The following is a 21,984-nucleotide window of genomic DNA, read 5'->3' on the forward strand; positions in this document are numbered from 1 at the left end:
CTGACGCGGCTCTCAGGAAGGGCTGGTGCTGCGCTTGACGCCGCCCTTGCGGCCGATGTCGAAGGCGAGCCGGTAGATGTCGGGAAGGTCGACGGCCCCGTTGGTGCGGTAGGTGATCACGCCGAGCTTCTCCAGCTCCCCCAGCAGCGCGACGGGGTCGCCGGCGTCTCGGGGACCGCCCCCCGCCGTCTCACGCTCCAGCACCTCGCGGAGCCTGGCCGAGAACCCGCGTGTGTTCCACGCGTACTGAACGGCGGACGGCTCCATGGGTACTTGGCTGCCCGCGAGGAGTTCGACGGCCAGCGCCGCCCAGGCGAGGTCGTCCTTAAGCTCCTGGACCCGGACCGAGGCCGCGTGGCTGAGGCTCTCGCGGATGGCTTCGTAGTACAGCGGGAGGGGGTGGGTGGCATCCGCGCTGTCAGTGCGCTCGGCGGCCTTGCGCAGCGTGGAGAGCAGGGTGCGCGGGCTGATCCGGCCGAGACCGTCCTGGAGGTGGTTCGGCAGCCAGGTGTAGGTGTGTCCCTTGCGGCGGTCCGTGCCCATGAAGGGGCCGGCCAGGGTGACGAAGAGGCGTTCCTGTGCCTTCTGGTCGGCGAGTACCTCGACCGGGGCGATGTAGCGGCCCCCCTCCTCGGCGCGCCAGTCCCCCTCGGTGGAATCCCTGAACGCCCGTGCCGCTTCCGAGGCGTGGTTGCCGAGCTGGTGGAAGAACAGCCCGTAGAGGTTCTCCCGGCTCCAGGAGAGGTCGGCGGCGTTCGCGTCCAGTTTGGAGGCGTCCGCGAAGTTCCGGGGCGCGCTTTCGTACAGGTCCGGCCGCACGAAGATCTTGGCGCGCAGTGCGGTGGTGGTGAGGCGGAGCTCCAGGGCCACCTCCAACAGCCCGGACAGCAGCAGGTCGATCTGCGCGCGCTTCGAGTGGAGGCGATCGAGCTGGTCGAAGAGCAGGATCAGGGTCTTGCCCTGCTCGCGCGTCTCGCGGTCGGCCCTGCGCACCGCGCTCTCGTACGCCTCACCGTTGCGAGCGGTCCACCGGATGCGCTCGATCCAGCTGTCCAGCGCGATGACCTGGGGCACCTTCAGTGCCATGAGGACGACCGCGGACCACAGGTCCCTCGCCCCGAGTTTGTCCTCTTTGCCGAACTCCTGGACGAGGCCTTCGATGGCCCGCTTGCCGGGGAAGACCGGCTCGTCACCGCCTGCCGAGCCGAAGGCGGTGACGACCTCGGTCCGGCTGAGCCTGGGCATCAGGTAGGACCGCGCGGCCACCTCACGCAGGGCGGGATCGGCCAGGGCCTTGGCCCAGTACGTCTTGCCGGTCCCGCGTGCCCCTTTCACCACCGTCGCGTCGGGGGCCAGCGCCTCCCGGTGGGAGGAGGGAGTGAACATGGTGTGGAAGTCCGGGTCGCTGGTGTCGGCGTCCGGGGCGGCCTGGAGCGCCTCGATGATGAGGTTCCGGGTGGCCAGGGTCATCGGGTCCGTCATGCGAGGTCCTCGTACGGGTCGTGCACCAGTTCTTCCACGGCGCTCAGGAACTCCCGGTAGGCGGCGCGGACGAAGGGGAGTTTCGTCCAGTCGGGGCTGCGTCGCGGATCGAGCCCCACCAGGTCGTTCCCGAACAGGATGGGGACGGGCGCGTACGGCTTGTCGTCGACGTCGCCCTCGGCGGGGAGGTACGGCTCGGGTGTGTCGTCGTCGGGAAGGTCGTACAGGGTGGCCACGAACGTGTCGTAGGCGTGCCGCCGCAGCGTGTTCAGACGCTTTATGTCTCCGGCGGAGTGGAACATCGCCGCCACGATGCTCAGCCGGTCCCTTATGGCGCGGGCCTGGTCGGGCCGCTGCTTCCACTGCTGGAAGAGCATGCTGTATCCCTGCCAGGTGGACGGGTTGTCGACCGCGAAGAGCAGCGCCCGGTCACTGAGCCGGGTCAGCGCGACGGCCGCGATGTCGTGGATGCCGGCCCTGCTGTCGAGGAGTACGACGTCGGGCCGGCGGCCGTTGCGGGTCTCCGTCTGCGCCTCGCACGCGGCGATCGCGTCCTCCAGCCGCTGGGCGAAGGGCCGGGGCGTCTCGCCCGGCCGCTCGGGAGGGAGATCGCTGTAGATGCGGTTGAGCTTGGCGAGGTAGTCGTACTCCTCACCCTCGCGCGGGGTGCCCGACGCCGGAGCCAGCCAGATCTCGCCGTTGCCCTCCTTGGGGGAGAGGGAGGACTTGGCCAGGAGTTCGAGTCCGTCCGCGTTGCCGACGGCCGACTCCACCAGGTGGTCCACGATGCCGTGCCGGGACGCCGCACCCGGGTCGGCGAGGAGCTGAGAGACGCCGGGGGATTCGAGGTCGAGGTCGACCACGAGCACGCACTTGCCCAGGTCGGCCAGGTGCCGGGCCAGAACGGCGGTCGCGGTGGAGCGGCCCACGCCGCCCTTGAAGCCGTACAGGGCGATGCGCGGCCACGAGCGGGGGGAGGCAGAGGCCCGGCCGGTGCCGGGGGCGGACCAGTCGGCACCGACGACGGTGCGTTCCAGCACGCTGACCCGGCCGTGGCCGTTCTCTTCGCGCTGCTTGCGGAGGACGAGTTCGGGGGCGGCGAAGAACATGTCCGCGGAGAACATCGACGCGCCCGTCTGCACGGGGTCGTGCCCGGCGTAGGGGCCGAGGCGGTCGGCGAAGTCCCGCCGGAGCCTGGTGAGACGGCCGGAGTCCGGTGGGAGCTCGTCGTCCCGGTCGTCGATCAGCAGGGTGGAGCGGCCGGACAGGTCCCGGACGAGAACGACGTCGCGACCGTCCTCGGCAGCGGTATCGGCGAGCGCGCACGCCTGCCGCCACGCCTCGTCGAATCGGGCTGATTGCGTCATGGGGTCCGGTCGCTTCCTCGGTTCATCTCGCCGACTCGTAGGCGTTGATCAGGGCGAGGGCGGTCGCCAGATGGCGGGCGAGCCGCCCGGAGGGAAAGGTGTCACCGTCACGGTAGCGGTGGAAAACGTCCCATTCATCGGACGGGGTGCTGAACGGATTCACGTTCGGTATCTGCTGGAGGATCAGATTTCCCCGGTGTCCTGAGGCGATGAGCCGGAGCTGGTCCCAGACTTTGGGCATGTGCTCATACCGCACCCGTTTGTCGTTCGGGGACTGCTGGCTGTACGGCTTGCCGTCCGGAGTGTCCTGCTTCGCGCCGAAGAAGTCCATCAGCATCGCCTTGACGACGCACTCCGCCGCCAGGCCGGCCAGGTGGTCGGAAGGGCCGGGGAGTGCGTCGTCCTGGGACAGCCGTAACGCGGCCTTGTAGTGGTCGTGCCCCGCCTTGAGAAACGTGTGCGGGGGAGGCGTCGGGGTGGTCGGGGCCGTCACGACGATCACTTTAGTGGGGGCATGGGAGAGCGCGGGGGCTTTTGCGTAGGTGGGAGGCCCGTCCGGCTGTCCGGACTGGCAGGATTGGGGGCCTGGCCGCCGGATTCGCGGGGCGGGCGAGGGACGCGGTGCGCAGCGGTGAGAAGGAAGCGGGAAAGTGACTGTGGAGACGGCGGATACGCCAGGTCTGGACAAGGAAGCCCTGGTCAAGGACCTGAAGCGGCAGGTACTCGACCTGGAGGACGACCTGCGCGACCGCAGCGAGACGGTCGACGAGTTCCGTGAACGGCTGGAGGAGGAGTACCGGCAGGCCAAGGAGGCCAAGCGGATCGCGGCCCCGTTTGCCGCCTGGCGCGACGAGCGGGTCACCCAGGCTGCCGCCGCGTGGGTGCTCGCCTGCGTCTTCGTCCGGTTCTGCGAGGACAACGGGCTCATCGGCGAACCCTTCATCGCCGGACCCGGTGAGCGGCTGTCCGAGGCGGAGGCCCGGCACGACCTGTTCTTCCGCGAGCACCCGCACCTCAACGACCGCGACTGGCTGATCGCCTCCTTCGAGCACCTCGCCGGCACGAACCCCACCGCCGCCGGCCTCTTCGACGAGAACCACAACCCGCTGTGGAGCCTCACCCCGAGCTACGACGCGGCGACGAAGCTGCTCACCTTCTGGCGGCGGTGGGGAGCGGCGGGCGTGATCCGCTACGACTTCACCGACGCGGAGTGGAACACGCGGTTCCTCGGCGACCTCTACCAGGAGCTGAGCGAGCACGCCCGCAAGACGTACGCGCTGCTCCAGACCCCGACGTTCGTCGAGGAGTTCATCCTCGACCTGACGCTGGAGCCGGCCGTCGAGGAGTTCGGCCTCAACGCGCCGCGGGAGGACCCGCTGGACCCGACGGGGGAGCCGCTGCGCGGGCTGCGGACCATCGACCCGGCGTGCGGCTCGGGGCACTTCCTCCTCGGCATCTTCCACCGCCTCTTCGACAAGTGGCGCGTCGCCGAACCGGGCACGGACGACTGGACCCTGATCCGGCGCTCGCTGGAATCCGTCCACGGCTGCGACAAGAACCCCTTCGCGGCGAGCATCGCGCGCTTCCGGCTGCTGGTGGCGGCGATGAAGGTCGCGGGCGCGAGCCGTTTGGACCGGGCGCCGTCGTTTCCGATCAACGTGGCGGTGGGCGACTCGCTGCTGCACGGACGGGGCGCGGCCGGCATCCAGACCGACCTTGACACGCTGTTCGCGGAGTTCGTCGTGGGACGCGAGGACGGGGAGGCGTACGCGTACGCGACGGAGGACGTCTGGGAGTACGCGAAGCGTGCGGACCTGCTGGGACGCGGTTCGTACCACGTGGTGGTGGGGAACCCGCCGTACATCACGGTGAAGGACAAGCAGGAGAACGAGAACTACCGGGCGGCGTACAAGGACGTGTGCGCGGGGACGTACGCCTTGTCGGTGCCGTTCGCGCGGCGGCTGTTCGACCTGGCGGTCAGGGGGCCGGGCGGGCGGCTCGGCGGGGGCGGCTTCGTCGGGCAGATCACGGCGAACTCCTTCATGAAGCGCGAGTTCGGCAAGAAGCTCATCGAGGTCTTCTTCCGGAACAGCGCCGAACTGTCGCATGTGATCGACACGTCGGGCGCGTACATCCCGGGGCACGGGACGCCGACGGTGATCCTGGTGGGACGCAACCGCGTTCCGAATCCTCGGCGGACGCTTCGAGCGGTGCTGGGGGTACGGGGGGAGCCGACGCAGCCGGTCAACGCGGCCGAGGGTGCCGTGTGGCGGGCGATCGTGGACCAGGTGGGCCGACCAGGGAGCGAGTCGGACTGGGTGTCGGTGGAGAACGCGGTGGCCGCGAGTTTTGTGACGCACCCTTGGTCGGTGAGTGGGGGCGGGGCTGCAGAACTCCTCGCCATGTTGGACGCGTCTCCGGGAAGGCTCTCGGCGAGAATTTTGGAGACTGGGCGCACGACGCACACCGGGTTGGACGATGCCTATTATCTGCCGAAGGCGTCAGCCCGGACGAGAGGGATTTCCAGCGGTTGCGTACCCGTGGTTCTGGGTGACGGACTGCGGGACTTTAGACTGTCGGCGCCGATGCAAACGTACTTTCCGTATTCGAAATCAGGTGAACCGCGTGGTCTGACACGAGCAGAGGAAGTCTTCCTTTGGCCTGATCGGACGGCCCTCAGAAGGCGCGTCGATTTCGGTCAGACGCCCGAAGAACGTGGTCTTCGGTGGTTTGACCACAGTATGTTCTTTCCGCGTCGATTCAGGTCGCCGCTATCGATCGCGTTTGCGTTTGTGTCGACGCATAACCACTTCGTGCTGGACCGGGGTGGGAAGGTGTTCAACAGGTCTGCGCCAGTCATCAAGCTCCCAGAGGGGGCGGATGAGGACGCGCACCTGGAGTTGTTGGGGGTGCTCAACTCGTCGACGGCTTGCTTCTGGTTGAAGCAGGTCAGCCAGGACAAGGGTAACCGAGGCGGGGAACGTTCCACCGGCCGGTATGCGTGGGAGAGCTTTTACGAATTCACCGGAACGAAGCTGCTGGAATTTCCGCTTCCCCGTGAACTGCCGCTTGGGTTGGGTCGTCAGCTGGACGTTTTGGCTCGCGCGCTGGCGGAGCAGGAACCATCTGCGGTTTGCTCGAACACCATCCCCGACCGGCCGCTTCTCTCGGAAGTCAAGATCGAGCATGATCGTATCTGGCGGCAGATGATTGCACTTCAAGAGGAACTGGACTGGCAGGTATACGGTTTGTATGGGCTGCTCGGCGGAGCCGAGTTGGCGCGTACAACCGCGAGTGCAGCGCTTTCCGAGGTCCCTGAAGTCAGTCTTGGCGAGAGGGCGTTCGAGCTGGCGATCGCTCCACGAGTAGCCACCGACGAGGCTGTGAAACAGTGGTTCCTCCGTCACGGGTCCACCCCCGTCACTGAGCTTCCCGCCCACTGGCCTGAGTGGTACCGAAAGATCGTCCAGGCGCGGATCGACATCATCACCTCCCGGCCCAAGGACATCGGACTGATCGAGCGGCCCGAGTGCAAGCGGCGTTGGTCCGCCGAGCCCTGGGAGAAGAAGGAGCGCGCCGCGCTGCGGACCTGGTTGCTCGACCGGTGTGAGAGCGACGAGTTGTGGTACGAGCTGCGGGACGGGATGAAGCAGCCGCGCTCCATGACCGTCAACTACCTTGCGGACCGCTTGAGTTCGGATCAGCATTTCGTGTCCGTCGCAGCGCTCTACGCCTCCGACCATCTCGGTAAGCCGGATCTTCCGCTGGCCCAGGTGCTGACCGAGGTGGTCGCCGATGAGCACGTGCCCTATCTCGCGGCTCTGCGGTACAAGGACTCCGGGCTGCGCACCCGCGCGCAGTGGGAGGAGGTCTGGGCGGAGCAGCGGAAAGAGGACAAGGACGGTGTGCGCCGCGAAATCGATCCCCCCAGCAAGTACAAGACGTCGGACTTCCTGCGGACCTCGTACTGGACGAACCGTGGCAAGCTCGATGTGCCCAAGGAGCGGTTCATCTCGTATCCCGGTGCGAGCCCGGACGGCGACTCGACGCTGATGCTCGGCTGGGCCGGATGGGACCACAAGGACCGGGCACAGGTCCTGTCCCAGTTGGTCGACGCGCGGACCAAGGGGGACGGCTGGGGCACCGAGCGGATCGTTCCGCTGCTCGCGGGGTTTCGGGAGGTCATGCCCTGGGTGCGGCAGTGGCATGGCGAGCCGGACGAGGAGTGGGACGGCGACGTGCCGGCCAAAGCGCTGGAGGCCGACTTCGAGGCGCTGATGCGCAGGCACGCCGTCGGTGACGCGCAGCTGACTGCGTGGCGGCCGGTGAAGAAGACACGCGGCCGGAAGGCAGCCGAGCCGAAGAAGATGGCCGTGGAGCCGGTCGAGCCGGACGAGGAGTAGGGGAGCCGGTGTCTGTGAGACGGCGGGTCGCCGCCTCACAGATCGGGCGGCTTCTAGCGGTTCAGGAACCGGACGCGTACGCGGTGAAGGTCGACCAGGCGTCGGGCGTCACGGCGAACGGCCGGAGGCCGGTGTCCTTAGAGTCGCGGACGTGGACCGCGTCCGGGCGGACAGCGACCTCGATGCAGTTGTCGCCCTCACCCCCGCTGTAGCTGCTCTTGAACCAGCTCAGGTCATCAGTCGTGCTCATAGCGCTCCTCTCATCTGTTCCAGCAGGCTCACCGTAGCCCGGCAGTCCAGTGCCTGGGAACGCAGCTTGCCATAGCGCTGAAGGAGCACACTCACGTCGCTCGATGTTGTGATCAGGGCACTCGATCGGTGGCCCTCGGTGTATCCGAACCACTTGTTGTCCGGGCTCTCGGCGAGGTACATCTCTCCCTCGAACCCGGCGTGGTCTTCTTGCCGAAGCGGCATGATCTGGATCTCGACGTTGGTGCGACGACCAATGGCGAGCAAGTGGTCGATCAGCTCACGCGTCACCGGGGGGCCTCCCAGCTGGCGTTCCAGAAGCGACTGTTCGATGACGAAGCTGAACGCAGTGTTCGGGTGCTCGACCAACAGTGTCTGCCGTTCCAGCCGTGCGGACGTCTGCCGTTCGACTTGCGTGTCCGTGAGTGGTGGGAGGTTCCGCTCGAACACGGCCCGGATGTACCCCTCCGGCTGCAACAGCCCCGGAATCCCCCGGCACTCGTACGCGTACAGCGTGATCGCTTCCTCCTCGATCCCCGCCCACTGCAGGAACCACGAGGCCAGCCCCGCCTTCCTCCGCAAGCTCTTCGCCGCCGCCGCGAGCACCTTGCCCGCGACGGGCCCCAGCACGTCCCCTGCCCTCCCCGGAAGGGTCTCCGGCGGGAAGCGCTTGCCCTGCTCGATCTTCGCGACGTACGCCGCCGAGTACCGCACGCGGGGCGCGAACTCCTCCTGGGTGAGCCCTGCCGCCTCCCGCAGCGCCTTCAGGACCGCTCCGAACGTCTTGAGGCTGTCGGACGGTTCAGGCTCGCAGCCCGCTGTCGTGCCGCTGGTGTGGTCTGCCATCGCCGCCCCGCCTCCCGCGCTTCGATCAACCTGCCCATGGTTACGGAGGGCGACCAAATCTGTCCACAGCGTGAACCCATACAGTTGGATCTGTATGGGCGCTGTATCCGTCGGCTGGACGCAAGAGCCCGATGCGGACGCGGACGCTTCCCGCCCGGCGTGGCTCAGGCGGACCGCCGCAACGCGGGTGCTCGTGCCACCAGCGCCCGCAGCTCCTCCCGCCCCCTCTCCACGACCGCCAGCAGTTCCGCGGGGCGGGCGTCCGGCGGCAACGGGGTGTCGGCCACCAGGTCGAGCACCGTGCACGGGGTGGCCAGCCAGTGCTGCAGGGCCCGCCAGTGCTTGGTGCGTTCCTTGTTCAGGGACGGGTCCCATGGGTCGGCGGCGTACGGCGTGCCGTCCTCGCCGTAGGCGTGCAGCAGGCCGGAGCGGCGTACCAGACAGGGGAAGCAGAGACCGCAGTGCGGGATGTTCACCGGGCCGGGCTGATTGGTCGGAGGAGCACCGCAGCTCAGCGTGGCTTCCAGAACTGCTCGGGGCAGGCCGGCGTCCTTGGATGCCTCGCACACCTCGCCCTTGGTGAGCGTGGCGAAGGGGTTCTCGACCCGGACCACCCGCTCCGGCGGGCCCGCGATCTCCTCGATGATCCGGTTGAGATGGTGCAGCGTCCACGGGTGTACCGAGCGGGTGGAGCAGGCGCCGGAACGGGCGGCGGACAGCGGCGGATTGAGCGCGAGCTGGCCGTTCTCGGGGACATGGACGACGGGGACGCGCTCGGCCGCGGCGGCGTGCACGGCCGTGGTGGCGTACAGCAAGCCGCGCGAACGTGTGGTGCGTTCGAGAGCGGAGGTGCTGCCCTCCGGGCTGTGCACCATCTGGCTGTGATTGAGGTGCCGCAGGGGACGAGGGGTGTGCGGAGGAGGCTCCAGCCTCCTCCGTCGGTCCACGGCCTGGAACACGGCCTCCTGAGGCGCCAAGAGCTTTTGTTGTTCGTCGAAGGTGATCAGGAGCAGGGCACGTGGGCTGTGCACGGTGGCGCGCTGGGCCGCCCAGCCCAGGGAGTCGAGGCCGCCGGAGAAGAGAGCGACCTCACTGGCGAGCTCCTCGGGCATCAGGGGCAGCGGGTCCTCGACCGGCCGCTCGTAGGCGTCGAAGGGGCGGAACTCGACCTCCCAGTGGTCTCCCGTCACCGTCGCGAGCAGTCTGCTGAGGTGCGGGAGCGCACGTCTCCACGTGTCCGGAGCGGTGACCGGGACGGAGAGGCGGATGTGGCGGGTCCACTGGTCGAACTCCGCCTCCCTGGACGTGCAGCGGTCGGCCGCGAAGACGGCGCGGGCGACCCGTTGGAGGTCGCGCGCCCACTCCGGTGCGGCCCCGAGGAGGGGACCGCGGTCGGGCGCGCGATCCGCGGACTCCCAGTACAGGGACTCGCTCAGCGGCTGCCACGGGGGCCCGGGCGCCGGGGCGTCCGGGTGGGGGAGCCAGAAGTGGAAGACCGGCGTCGCTGTCATGTGTCGGGTGCCTCCTCGGGCGGCGGGGCGCTCGGCCCCGTATCGGCGGCGCGGCCGGCATTGGCGGCGGGCTCGGCCTCGGCGAGCAGGCCTAGCGCCGCGCCGACCGCGCGCGGGACGAGGCCCCGCGCGACCTGGACGAGGGTGCCGAGCGTCGGGTCCTCAAGTGCCGCGACGGTTTCCTCTGCCTGCTCCGCCTCCTCCACGAGCTTCGCGGCCTCCTCGCACGGGTCGGGCACCAGGCGGAGCACACGGTCCGCGATCCAGTCCGCTATGCGGTCCTCCGGGTCGAGCGGCGGCAGTACCGGAACCATGAGTTTGATCTTCTCGGCGACGAAGGCGTGCAGGAACTCGGCCACCGTGTCCGCGAAGAACCACCGGTAGAGGAGGCAGAGCAGATCGCCGGACCAGCCCTTTCCGCCCGAGGCGAGAGCCTCGGGGTGGCGTTTGGCCATCTCGCGCATGGTCGCCGCGGCGGCCCGTCGTACGGCCGCGTCGGCGATCGTGCCGCCCTCACCGCCCACGGCCGAGACGAAGGCCGCCGCGAAGTCCGTACGGTCGTCGCCCCCGCCCGCGCCTTCTACCGCACGGTCGTCGCCCCCGCCCGGCACCGTCATGGTGTCCATGACGGCCGTCAGCCGCTCACCGCCCGCGCAGGCGGCGTCGTACAGGCCGAACGCGGACGGGTCCTCGCGCAGGGTCCGCCGCAGCACCCCGAGCCCGTCCTCGGCGATCGAGTCCAGGCTTTCCAGCGAGTCCGGCTGGTCGTCGCGCCACACGTCGAGGCGCCCCTTCAGGCGCCTCCACTCGCCCGGGGTACCGGCCTTGCCGCTCGGCCCCGGCCACGGAGATGACGTGCCCACCCGTCCACCACCCACCCTTCACGGGCCGGCTCGACCGCGCCCCAGCGCGCCGCCGACGGCCCCCTTCCCCAACGGAACAGGAAGGGCGCGGCCGGAGGTAGGGCGCGACTCGGCCATGTCCGGCGGGGCGGTCCGTGGCCGGCGGGGCGGTCCGTTGCCCCGCGTTCGCGACGGTGGGTGAGGCGGGGCGGCCGTTGTGACGGGAGAGGCCACTCACCGTGATCGGCCGTACCGCGAAGAGTGCGACGGGCCGCTCCCGTACGGGCGCGGCCTGGCAAGATTGGGCCGGGGGGCGCGCGGCAGCGGCGCGTCACCGGCCAGCCGGGGTCCAGCCGAGTGAGGGAATGATCGCCTGATGTCGACCAGAGAGCTCGTCCTGCGTGACGTCATCGCCGTCAAGGACGATGTCCACGCGGGCAACTTCAAGATCGATCTCTCTCAGGGCTTCAGCGAGACCGAGGCGCGCGTCGCCGAGTACGTCGTCACCGAGCAGCTCCAGAGGCAGTTCCGCAAGGCGCTCGGCATCGTCGCCGCCGCCGTACGCGACGGCGCCTCGCACGGCGCCTACCTGCACGGCTCGTTCGGCGCCGGTAAGAGCCACTTCCTGACCGTGCTGCACGCGGCGCTCAACAACCACCCGGCGGCCCGGGACAAGCCGCGGCTGGCCGAGGTCATGGCCGAGCACCAGGACTGGCTGCCCGAGAGCCGGTTCCTGATGGTGCCCTACCACCTGGTCGGCTCCACCGACCTGGACTCCGCGCTGCTGGGCGGCTACGTGCACACGGTGCGCGAGCTGCACCCCGAGGCGCCGACACCCGCGGTCTACCGGGCCGACGCGCTGCTCGCCGACGCGCGCAGACAGCGCGAGTTCCTCGCCGACGACGCCACCTTTCGGCAGTGGCTCGGAGCCGCAGCGTCGACGGCGGGCGCCGCCGCGGTGGACGGGGGCGATGGCGGGGGCGATGACGAGGATGTGCCCGTCATCGACGCGGGCACGGGCGATGTCGCCGTCCCCGTCGACTGGAGCAGCGCCGATCTCGACCGCGCCTTCGCGGCGCGGGCCGGCGACCCGGACCGGGATCGGCTGGTGTCGGCTCTCGTCAGCGGCCCCATGGCCTCGTACGTCCAGGCGGCACGCGGCGACAAGGACTCCTTCATCCCGCTGGAGAACGGCCTGAAGGTCATCTCCCGGCACGCCCGTTCCCTCGGCTACGACGGCGTCGTGCTCTTCCTCGACGAGCTGGTCCTCTGGCTCCAGGCCCACATGGGAGAACAGGACTTCGTCCGCGACCAGGTGCAGCGCCTGGTCAAGCTGATCGAGTCCGCCGACGGCAACCGGCCGGTGCCGATCGTGTCGTTCATCTCCCGCCAGCGTGACCTGTCGCAGCTGATCGGCGCGGACGTCGCGGGTGCCGACGTACAGAATCTCGAACAGCAGATCGAGTATCTGGCGGGGCGGCTGGACGTCGTCGAGCTGGAGGACAGCAATCTCGTCGAGATCATCAAGCACCGGGTGCTGGCCCCGCGGCCCGGCATGGAGCAGGCGCGCGACGACGCGTTCAGACTCGTGGAGTCCTCCCGGGACGAGGTGCGGCAGGTTCTGCTCGACTCCCAGGGCCGCACCGAGGCGAACTGGGACGACTTCCGCACCCTCTACCCCTTGTCACCCGCCCTGCTCAACGTCCTGGTGGACCTCTCCGGAGCCCTGCAGCGTGAGCGGACCGGCCTCAAGCTCGTGCAGGAACTGCTCGGGCGGCGCCTCGACGACCTCAAGCTGGGTGAACTGATCCCGCTGGGCGATCTGTGGGACGTCATCGCGTCCCGCACGGGCGAGGCGTTCACCGCCAAGCTGCGCGCGGAGGCGGACATCGCCCGCCGCTTCCACGAGCGGGTACGCGACCACCTGCTGACGAAGTACGGCTCGGCCGACGACAAGCGGTTCAGGACCGACGACCGGCTCGTCAAGACGCTGCTGCTCGCCTCCATCGCCCCGCATGTGCCCGCCCTGTCCCGGCTCACCGGGGGCAAGCTCGCGGCCCTCAACCACGGCACGATCAGGACACGGGTCGGAGACGCCGGCTCGGTCGCGGTCAAGAGGCTCCTGGAGCTGCAGTCCGAGGGCTTCGACGGTGAGCTGCGCAGCGAGGGCGACAGCGGGGACCCGGTGTTCCACCTGCACCTTTCCGACCTCGACGTCGAACCGCTCCTCGAAGAGGTGCAGGGTGTCGCGGACCAGCTCGGCTACCGACGGCAGTGGATCAAGGACCAGTTGTGGGCCGCGCTCGGCGTCCCCGACACCCAGGCGTTCGTCTGCCTGCGGGAGGTCGTCTGGCGCGGAACGAAGCGCACGGCCGAGTTCGTCTTCGGCAATGTCCGCGACCCCCATCTGCCCGACGAGGAGTTCGGGCCGCAACTGGGTAGCGACCTCCGGATCGTCTTCGACTACCCCTTCGACGACGGTGATCATTCGCCGATGGACGACGTGCAGCGGGTCGACCGGATGAAGCGCGCCGGAAGGGCCGCACCCACCGTGGTGTGGCTGTCCGACTTCCTCTCCGGGCAGAAGAGCCGCAATCTCGGACGTCTCCTCAAGATCAACTACCTGCTCGAACGGGACCGGCTGGACGAGCACACCGCGACCCGTCCCGCCGAGGAACGCGCTCAGATCCGCAACCAGCTCAAAGCGTCCAGGGACAGCCTCACCGGCCAGCTCACCGATGCGCTCCAGCAGGTGTACGGCATCGCCCGGGCCGAACCCGGGACCACGGGAGCCGAGGTCCCCGAGGGCAAGCACCTGCTCGCCCTCCAGCCCGGCTTCGCCCGCACCAACCCCGAAGCGGCTGTCGGCTTCGAGGAGAACCTGTTCCTCATCGCCGACGGGATTCTGGCGGCACGTCACCCCAAGCACCCCGACTTCGACCCGCGGCTCACCCGTAAGGCCATCACCAAGGGCGACCTGAAGACGACGTTGACCTGGATCAACCGGGCCATGGCGGACGGTTCCCGCCGCGTCGTGGTCGACGGACACCAGCTGGTCACCGTGCGGAAGATCGTCCACGCCCTGGGGCTCGGAGAGGTGCACGACGGTCCGCTCAACGTCACCAACGACTGGCGGCTGAGGATCAACAAGAAGGCGGCGGAGAACCCCGACACCGGCACCGACCTGTCGGTGGAGGACATCCGTGGCTGGATCGAGGAGCTCGGCTACACCGGCCTCGACCGCAACGTCGGCAATCTGATCATCGCCACGTACGCCCTGCTCGACGACCGCACCTGGGTCTACCAGACCTCGCCGCTGCCCCAAGCCCCCGAACTCGACCGGATCGGCCAGGGCTACGGGCTCAGGGCGGTGGAACTCCCCGGCGAAGAGGAGTTCGCAGCCGCCCTGGGGCGTGCGGGGAAGATCTTTGGCGAGACGGTTTCGCGAGTGCTGTTCGCCCGTAATGTCGCCAACCTCGCGGAGAAGGTCCGCGAGGTCGCGGACAGCCACCGGAGGGCCGTCGCAGACGTACGCGCCCTGCTGCAGGACAACGCCGCCCGCCTCGGCCTGGAAGGACCGGGCGGCGCGGACGCTCCGCGCGTCAAGTCCTTGAAGGCGGCGGCCGACCTCATCGCGCGCCTTCTGCGTACCGGTGATCCCGCCTCGCTGGTGCGGGAGCTGGCCGCCGCGGCGTACGACGTCACGGACGGAGAGATCGGGGCGGCGGTCAAGCATGCGCCCGAAGTGCTCGCCGCGCTGCGCTCCGACGACTGGGCGGACGACCTCGACACCGTCCGCGAGCTCGCGAACCGGGACGACAGCGTCGGCGACCGCGCCGGCCGACTTCTCGCGGAGGTGTCCAGGACCGCCGGCGATCACGAGGAGGCGTCCTCGCTCGTTCCCGTGCTGGACGGAATGCGGGACAGCGCCAAGGCGCTGATGCGCGAGGCGGCCCGGCTCGCGCAGGCGGCCCGGCCCACCGCGCCGGCGCAGCCCACGGCGCACGCGCAGCCCGCCGCCGAGGACACCGGCTTCATCCAGCACGGGAACCCGAGTGTCCCCGCTCCTCCCGTCAGGAACACGGATGTCGAGCCCGAGCCCGAGCGCGCACACCAGGGCCGAACCGACAGCCCCGGCCCCGTGCACGTCGTGGAACCCACTCGCCTCGAAGCGAGCCTGGCCGCCATGGTCGCCGACATCAGTGAAGAGATCCGCACCTACCTCACCGCCCACCCGAACACCAGGGTCCGGATCGCCTGGCACCCGGTCGACAGCGAGACCGCCGACACCTTCGGGAACGGTCCTCAGGGCCACCACGGCGGCACCGACACCGAAGGGGCCGGACGCTGATGGCCGCTGCCGCGCCCAGGGTGGGACGCCGCACCATCGAGGCGCTGCTGGCCACGCACGCGGCCAGCCTGCGCGAACGCAGCCTGGTCCTGGTCCATGGCCACTACGTGACGGGAGCGCCGACCCGATTCACCGCGACCGTTGACGACGAGCCCCGGCGTGTCCAGGTGCGCGACGAGTCCTCCGTCCTCGGCGTGACGGCAGCCTGGCAGGACCATCGGCACGCGGCCGGCCCCGGCGACGTCCTCGTGGTCACCACCGGCGTTGACGACGAGCAGCTCGGCTGGGACTTGCGCGGAAGGGCCGTACGCCGACGCACTCTCACCGTCGAGAACGCGGAGGTCGTCACGCAGCGGTTCGGTGCCACCGGTCTCGACGTACGGATGTACGGCAAGGAATGGCTCCTCGAAGCGCTCCTCGAAGCCGAGCCGTCCGACGTCGGCTGGCCGCGCGTGGGCGGTTTGCTGACCCTCGACACGGCTCTGCGCGCCCTGACCGTGCAGCGGCTCGGCCTCGGCGAGACTGCCTCAGGACCCGGCGCGCAGACCCATCCGCCCACGCTGGACATGGACACTCTGCTCGCCTGGTCACGCACGCCGGCGGGTCCGCTCCGCTTCGCCGAACTCCCGTCAGTAGAACGTGCCGAGCTGAAGAACTGGCTCGGTGACACCGCGGGTCCCGCGGCCCCCGTGCTCCTCTCCCTCGCCGAAGCGGGACTCGGCGACGACGCCATGGCCCTCGGCATCCTCGCCGCGGCGCTCCGGGACCCTGCCGCGGCCCCGGACACGGCCCTCGCGATCGGCGGCCTCTTCGGGCAGGTCATGCCCCGCCGGGCCGCCCTCAGCGCCTTCACCGACGCGGTGGAAGGCACCTTGACGCGCTGGATCGTCCAGGCCAGGAGCAGCCTGGCCGCCCGGCAACGGGTCTTCGCCGTACTGCACAGGTCGGAGAAGCTGGCTGAAACGGCAGGCCTGGCCGACACCCTCACCGGCAGCCGCTTCCTGCCGACGGGATTCGCCGCGCAACTCGGCCGGACGGTCGCTGAGGCACGCCACTCCTCCGCTGCGGGTGAGACGGCGCTCGCCGACCTGGCCGGGCACGGCCTGGTCGCGCTCTACCCGGACCGGGTGCGGGTGGCGGAGATGGCGGTACGCGTCGCACGCTGGCTGGAGCAGACCGAACCGGCCGTGCCCACGGTGGCCGAAGGCATCCGCTCCCACGTCACCGACTGGGGATGGGCGGATCGGGCGCTCACGCTCCTGTGGGCCGGGGACCCCGGAGGCGATCTGGCCACGGCAGGCGAACTGCGAGGGCTGTACGAGCGGGGGCGGGCCCGCAGGGAACGTCTCGACGAGCAGTTCGCCCGCCGCCTCGCGGCCTGGTCGGCGCACGCCACCGCACACCGGCCGGAGGGCATGCCGGTCATCGAGAACGTCCTGGAGTCGGCCGTGCGCCCGCTGACCGGCGCGGGTGCGCCGCTCGTCGTGGTACTCGACGGGATGAGCTGCGCGGTCGCCATACAGCTCGGTGAGGAAATGGAGCGCGAGGGCTGGTGGGAGGTCGTGCCGCGGCCGGCGGACGGACAGCCTGCGGGCCGGATGTCCGTCGTGTCCATGCTGCCCTCCATCACCCGGACGAGCCGTGCCTCACTGCTCACCGGCGAACCCGTCCAGGGTGGGCAGTCCGTGGAGAGCGCGGGCTTCGTCGCCTTCTGGAAGCGCCGTCGCAGGGAAGCCGCTCTCTTCCACAAGGCGGACGTCGGCGGCGGAACGGGCCACGCCCTCGCCCACGAACTCATGGGCGCGCTCGCTTCCGAAGCGGTCGTCGCTGTCGTCCTGAACACCATCGACGACGCCCTCGACAAGGGGCAGCAGGGACGGGGCGCGAACTGGGCCCTCGACGACATCACGCACCTGCGGGACCTTCTTTCGGCGGCCAGAGGGTACGGACGTCCGGTCGTCCTGGTCGCCGACCACGGGCACGTCCTGGAGCGCGGCGGCCGTACCGGGAGCGCGGCCGTGCCCGCGCCCGTGTCCGGTACCGGGACGGTGTCCGCGCGGTGGCGTACCGGCGGCGGTCGGGCAGGGGACGGGGAAATCGAGATCAGGGGCCCCAGAGTGCTGGAAGGAGGGGGGGCCGTCGTCGCGCCGTGGCGTGAGGACATCCGGTACACCGGGCGCAAGGCCGGATACCACGGCGGTGTGTCGCTCGCAGAGGTGACCGTTCCTGTTCTCGCCTTCGTCGCGGCGGCCGAACAGACGCCCAAGGGCTGGGAAGGGCTGCCGCGGGAGCGGTCGACCCCCGCGTGGTGGCGTGAGCCCGCGCCAGGAGATGGGCCCGCCCCGGCCTCAGGACCCGAGGCTGGAATCGGCGGCCCCGCGGATTCCGCGGCGCCACGCCGGAACGTCCCCGACGCCGCCGGCGCGGGCCCGGCCCGAGCGGTCTCTCCGGCCGTCCCGCGGGTCGCGGCGTGCCTCGGCGGCGAGGTGGTGGCGAGCGAGGTCTACGAAGCCCAGAAGGAGTACGTCCGCAAGGCCCCGGAGGCGAAGGTCGTCGCCGCGGTCATCGACGCCCTCGCGGCCGCGGGCGGCACCATGTCCCCCGCCGCGCTCGCCGCCGCGATCTCCGCGACCGGACGCGTCCGGCGCAACATCGAGGGATTCGTCGCCACCGTCCAGCGGCTGCTGAACGTCGAGGGCTATCCCGTCCTCGGATTCGTCGACGCCGGCCACGCGGTCAAGCTCGACATCCCGCTGCTGCGCGACCAGTTCCTGCCGAAGCCGAAACCGAAGCCGAAGGAGTAGGAGATGACGCACCCCGCCCCGGTGAGCGCGGCCAGGCGCCGCGACGTCATCGACGCGCTGCGGCGCGGCACCGTACCGCAGGCCGGCCTCGACCTGTTCGCGGTGGGACTCGGCCGGTTCGAAGGCGCCCTCGACGAGGACCTCGCCACCGTCACCCGTGGTGGCGCGGCCTTCCACGCGATCCGTGGCGACTACGGCTCCGGCAAGACGTTCTTCGCCCGATGGCTGACCGAGCGAGCCAAGCGGGCCGGCCTCGCCACGGCCGAAGTGCAGATCTCCGAGACGGAGACACCGCTGCACCGCCTGGAAACGGTCTACCGAAGGCTCACCGAACGTCTGTCCACCGCCGCGCACCAGCCCAGCGCGCTGCGGGCGATCGTCGACTCCTGGTTCTACACGCTGGAGGAGGAGGTGCTCGACGGCGGGGACACGGACGAGGAGGACGAGGTGGCGCTGGCCGAGGCCGTGGACGCCCTGATGGAGCTGCGACTCGGCGATGTCGCACGCAGTACCCCGGCGTTCGCCGCAGCGTTGCGCGGCTATCGCAGAGCGGTCGCGGCCGGGGACGGGGCCACGGGGGAAGCGCTGATCGCCTGGCTCGGCGGACAGAAGTCCGTGGCGGCGTCCGCCCGTCGCTCGGCAGGGGTGCGCGGAGACCTCGACCACTTCGCGGCGCTCGGCTTCCTCCAAGGGCTGCTCACCGTGTTGCGGGACTGCGGCCACCCCGGACTCCTCCTCGTGCTCGACGAGATCGAGACGCTCCAGCGGGTTCGCGGCGACGTCAGGGAGAGGGGCCTCAACGCGCTGCGCCAGCTCCTCGACGAGATCGACGCGGGCCGGTTCCCCGGACTCTTCCTCGTCATCACCGGCACGCCGGCGTTCTACGACGGCCAGCAGGGTGCACAGCGCCTGCCGCCGCTGTCCCAGCGCCTGGCCACCGACTTCACCACCGACCCGCGCTTCGACTCCCCCCGCGCGGTGCAGTTGCGTCTGCCGGGTTTCGACCTGCCCCGGCTCGGTGAACTCGGCAGGACCGTCCGCGACCTCTACCAAGGCGGGGCAGTCCACCCCGACCGGGTGGCGGCACGCGTCGACGACACGTACATCGGTGAACTGGCCACCGCCGTCACAGGTGGACTCGGCGGCAAGGTCGGCGTCGCACCACGTGTCTTCCTGCGTAAGCTCGTCGCCGACGTCCTCGACCGGGTCGACGCGTTCGAGGACTTCGACCCACGCGAGCACTACGCGCTCACGCTCGCGGACTCCGAGCTCAACCGTGTGGAGCGCAACGCGGCAGCCGGCGATGCCGACGGCATCGCGCTGGAGCTTCCATGAGCGCTGGTGACGAGCTGGAGCCTGCACTGGTCCACCACATCGTCAACACTCTGGGCTGGAAAGGACTGCGTCCGCTTCAGGAGGCAGCGGTAGCGCCCCTTGTCCGGGGCGAGGACGCCATCCTCCTGGCACCCACCGCCGGCGGGAAGACCGAGGCGGCGTGCTTGCCGCTGCTGTCCCGGATGCACGGCTCCCGGTGGACCGGCACGTCGGTGCTGTATCTGTGCCCCCTCAAGGCGTTGCTGAACAACCTGTTGCCAAGAGTCGAGACATACAGTTCCTGGCTCGGGCGCAGCGCCGCACTCTGGCACGGCGACACCACCTCGGGGGCACGCAAACGTGTCTTGGCAAACCGCCCGGACGTGCTCCTCACCACGCCCGAGTCGCTGGAAGCGATGCTGGTGAGCGTCAACGTCGATCACGCCTCGTTCTTCTCCGGTCTTCGTGCGGTGGTAGTCGATGAAGTGCACGCCTTCGCCGGTGACGACCGGGGCTGGCACGTGCTGGCCGTGTTGGAGAGGCTGCAGCGCGTCGCGGGCAGGCCGCTGCAGCGCGTCGGTCTCTCGGCGACCGTCGGCAACCCGGACGAGCTGCTCACCTGGCTCCAGGGGTCCGGCGCGGGCGAACGCCCCGGGCGGGTCGTCGCTCCGCACCTGGACACACGAAGTGGCGCGACCTCCGCTTCCGCACCATCCGGTTCCGCACCTTCCGGGGACATCCAACTCGACTACGTGGGATCGCTCGAGAACGCGGCGACTGTCATCAGCACCCTGCACCGCGGTGAGAAGCGCCTGGTCTTTTGCGAGTCACGGCGCCTTGTCGAAGAACTGGGATCGGCTCTCCGTGCCCGTGGAGTGAACACGTTCCTCTCGCACGCGTCGCTCTCGCTCGACGAACGCAGGCGCGCGGAAGCGGCCTTCGCCGAGGCCAGGGACTGCGTGATCGTTTCGACCAGCACCCTCGAACTGGGCATCGACGTCGGCGACCTGGACCGGGTCATCCAGATCGATGCCCCCACGTCGGTCGCGTCCTTCCTGCAACGGATCGGCCGCACCGGGCGTCGGGAAGGGACCTCACGCAACTGCCTCTTCCTCACCCTCGACGAAGCGGGCCTGCTGAGTGCGGCCGGGCTCCTCCTGCAATGGTCGCGGGGCTGGGTCGAACCGGTGGTGGCCCCACCCGAACCCCGCCACATCGTCGCCCAGCAACTGCTCGCCCTCTGCCTGCAGGAAGGCAGCGTCGGAGGAAACCTGTGGCAGGAGTGGTGGAACGGCCTCGGACCGTTCGGGCGGCCCGCGGAACCGATCGTCAGGCACCTGGTGGCGCAGGGGTACCTCGACCAGGACGGCGGGCTCCTGTTCATCGGCCCCGAGGCCGAACGACGCTTCGGACAGCGGCACTTCATGGGCCTGACCGCGGTGTTCACCGCCGCACCACAGTTCACTGTCCTTCAGGGCCGCAAGGAGATCGGTCGTACTGATCCCAGCCTCCTCACCGAGCGGGTCGCCGGTCCTCGCCGTCTCCTGCTCGCCGGGCGGAACTGGCAGGTCACCTACATCGACTGGCGACGCAAACGATGCTTCGTCGAACCGGTCGACGGCGGTGGCAAAGCCAAGTGGAGTGGCACAGGCTTCGGGCAAGGGGCTTCGTACCGGCTCGTGCGTGCGGTGCGTGAGGTGCTGCTCGGTGCCGCCCCGCCGGTGAGTCTGACCAGGAGAGCCCAGGGCCGCCTCGAAGAAGCACGGGAGCACTTCATGGAGTGTGTGCACCCCGGGGGCACCGTGATTGTGCGAGAACGTGGGAAAGCAGACCAGCTGCGCTGGTGGACGTGGGCGGGGCACCGGGCGAACGCCACTCTGGCGGCCACACTCGGGAGCGCCGCGGTGCCAGGACAGCGGATCAACGATCACTGGGTACGCCTCCGGGACGACCTCACCGCGGGGGACTGGAAACTCGCCCGTCAGGGAGCGGCAGAGCGCTTGGCCTTGCCCGACATCGACGAGAGGGCTGTACAGGGCCTGAAGTTCTCGGACGCTCTGCCACCGCGACTGGCGGAGGCCACCTTGTCGATCAGACTCGCAGACCTCGGATCCGCGACCGCCGTGCTGTCCGAGCAGGCCCGTTTCACGGGAGGGAGCGCATGAGCGGCGACGCTGCCGCTCCGCCGGCGGGCCTTGGCCCGGCACGCCGTGACCGGCCCCGTCAACCACAGGCGTACGACGGGGACCCCAGCGCGGCCCGGCACATCTCAGGTCTGGGTCGGACGACTGCCGGGTGTGGCGCTCGTAGTGTCATGCCCGGGTCGAGCGACGGCCCGTCAGGAAACGAACCAGGGGGATCCATCATGAACATCCGAGCCATGGCCACCCGGGCGGTCGTCACCACGTCCGCGGTCGCCGCCGCGGTGATGCTGGCCGGTACGCAGTCGGCCTCCGCCTCCGTCGACGACAGCTTCGCGGTGGCCACGACGGGCGGCAAGTGCGGCCAGGTCAACTTCGTCGACTACGGGCCTGGCGCCCCGGGTGGCGGCAACAACGACGACTACGCCGTCATCCACGACTACTGCTCGGACGGGAAGGGCGTCAGGGCCTACGCCTGGGTCGACGGCAAGTACCTCGGAGCCAAGAACAACACCAGCGGCCTCAAGGGCAACCCGGTCGTCTGGGACCCCTTCGGCAACGTCAAGTCCGGGTCGTCCGTGGGCCTCAAGGTCTGTCTCTTCAACACGAGCAACACGCTCAGCAACTGCGCCAGTTACACGAAGACGCGCGTGGACGGCTGAGACCCGGCCGTG

General features: G+C 69.8%; 13 protein-coding genes. 6 read left to right on the plus strand and 7 right to left on the minus strand.

Going from position 1 to position 21,984, the window contains the following annotated elements; translation table 11 throughout:
• Window positions 1-12: 12 nt before the first annotated feature.
• Genes JFN87_RS12520 through JFN87_RS12530 form a run of 3 tightly spaced genes read right to left on the minus strand, consistent with a single transcriptional unit; the run spans window position 13 to window position 3,342 of the window.
• Window positions 13-1,482, minus strand: a complete 1,470-nt coding sequence (locus JFN87_RS12520) for a hypothetical protein (protein WP_209340081.1) — start codon at window positions 1,480-1,482, stop codon at window positions 13-15.
• Window positions 1,479-2,849, minus strand: coding sequence for a KGGVGR-motif variant AAA ATPase (locus JFN87_RS12525; RefSeq protein ID WP_209340082.1), 1,371 nt, complete (start codon window positions 2,847-2,849; stop codon window positions 1,479-1,481). Before JFN87_RS12525 ends, JFN87_RS12520 begins: the two co-directional genes overlap by 4 nt.
• A 22-nt stretch (window positions 2,850-2,871) precedes the next feature.
• Window positions 2,872-3,342 (minus strand): hypothetical protein, encoded by a 471-nt coding sequence (locus JFN87_RS12530; protein ID WP_209340083.1) that lies wholly within the window; start codon window positions 3,340-3,342, stop codon window positions 2,872-2,874.
• A gap of 157 nt (window positions 3,343-3,499) precedes the next feature.
• Between JFN87_RS12530 and pglX the strand changes: the two genes are divergently transcribed.
• The gene (gene pglX / locus JFN87_RS12535) at window positions 3,500-7,252 is read left to right on the plus strand and encodes a BREX-2 system adenine-specific DNA-methyltransferase PglX (protein WP_209340084.1); all 3,753 of its coding nucleotides are present in this window, start codon (window positions 3,500-3,502) and stop codon (window positions 7,250-7,252) included.
• Window positions 7,253-7,313: 61 nt separating this feature from the next.
• Here the strand turns inward: pglX and JFN87_RS12540 are convergent, their stop codons facing one another.
• The 4 genes from JFN87_RS12540 to JFN87_RS12555 all read right to left on the minus strand — a co-directional run bounded on the left by JFN87_RS12540 (window position 7,314) and on the right by JFN87_RS12555 (window position 10,721).
• Entirely contained in the window at window positions 7,314-7,502 is a 189-nt protein-coding gene (locus JFN87_RS12540; protein WP_209340085.1) for a DUF397 domain-containing protein, read from the minus strand.
• Window positions 7,499-8,347 carry a helix-turn-helix domain-containing protein gene (locus tag JFN87_RS12545; RefSeq protein WP_209340086.1) on the minus strand — a complete coding sequence of 283 codons (849 nt, stop codon included), beginning with the start codon at window positions 8,345-8,347 and terminating at the stop codon, window positions 7,499-7,501. The genes JFN87_RS12540 and JFN87_RS12545 overlap by 4 nt, the downstream gene beginning before the upstream one ends.
• 164 nt (window positions 8,348-8,511) lie before the next feature.
• Window positions 8,512-9,858: a 7-cyano-7-deazaguanine synthase gene (locus tag JFN87_RS12550; RefSeq protein ID WP_209340087.1), complete on the minus strand. Its 1,347-nt coding sequence runs from the start codon at window positions 9,856-9,858 to the stop codon at window positions 8,512-8,514.
• Window positions 9,855-10,721: a hypothetical protein gene (locus JFN87_RS12555; protein WP_209340088.1), complete on the minus strand. Its 867-nt coding sequence runs from the start codon at window positions 10,719-10,721 to the stop codon at window positions 9,855-9,857. Before JFN87_RS12555 ends, JFN87_RS12550 begins: the two co-directional genes overlap by 4 nt.
• Window positions 10,722-11,076: 355 nt before the next feature.
• Here JFN87_RS12555 and JFN87_RS12560 point away from each other — a divergent pair, with 355 nt between their 5' ends.
• The 5 genes from JFN87_RS12560 (at window position 11,077) to JFN87_RS12580 (ending at window position 21,972) form a co-directional block, all read left to right on the plus strand.
• Window positions 11,077-15,051, plus strand: coding sequence for a DUF6079 family protein (locus JFN87_RS12560; RefSeq protein ID WP_209340089.1), 3,975 nt, complete (start codon window positions 11,077-11,079; stop codon window positions 15,049-15,051).
• A complete protein-coding gene (gene pglZ / locus JFN87_RS12565; RefSeq protein WP_209340090.1) occupies window positions 15,051-17,855 on the plus strand; it encodes a BREX-2 system phosphatase PglZ in 2,805 nt (934 codons plus the stop codon). Before JFN87_RS12560 ends, pglZ begins: the two co-directional genes overlap by 1 nt.
• Window positions 17,856-17,858: 3 nt before the next feature.
• Entirely contained in the window at window positions 17,859-19,190 is a 1,332-nt protein-coding gene (gene brxD, locus JFN87_RS12570; RefSeq protein ID WP_209340091.1) for a BREX system ATP-binding protein BrxD, read from the plus strand.
• On the plus strand, window positions 19,187-21,334 hold the full coding sequence (locus JFN87_RS12575; protein WP_209340092.1) for a DEAD/DEAH box helicase: 2,148 nt from the start codon (window positions 19,187-19,189) through the stop codon (window positions 21,332-21,334). The genes brxD and JFN87_RS12575 overlap by 4 nt, the downstream gene beginning before the upstream one ends.
• Window positions 21,335-21,534: 200 nt before the next feature.
• A complete protein-coding gene (locus tag JFN87_RS12580; RefSeq protein ID WP_209340093.1) occupies window positions 21,535-21,972 on the plus strand; it encodes a hypothetical protein in 438 nt (145 codons plus the stop codon).
• The last annotated feature ends 12 nt before the right edge of the window (window positions 21,973-21,984 follow it).

It is taken from the genome of Streptomyces montanisoli (assembly GCF_017813245.1).
In the GTDB taxonomy this organism is placed as follows: domain Bacteria; phylum Actinomycetota; class Actinomycetes; order Streptomycetales; family Streptomycetaceae; genus Streptomyces; species Streptomyces montanisoli.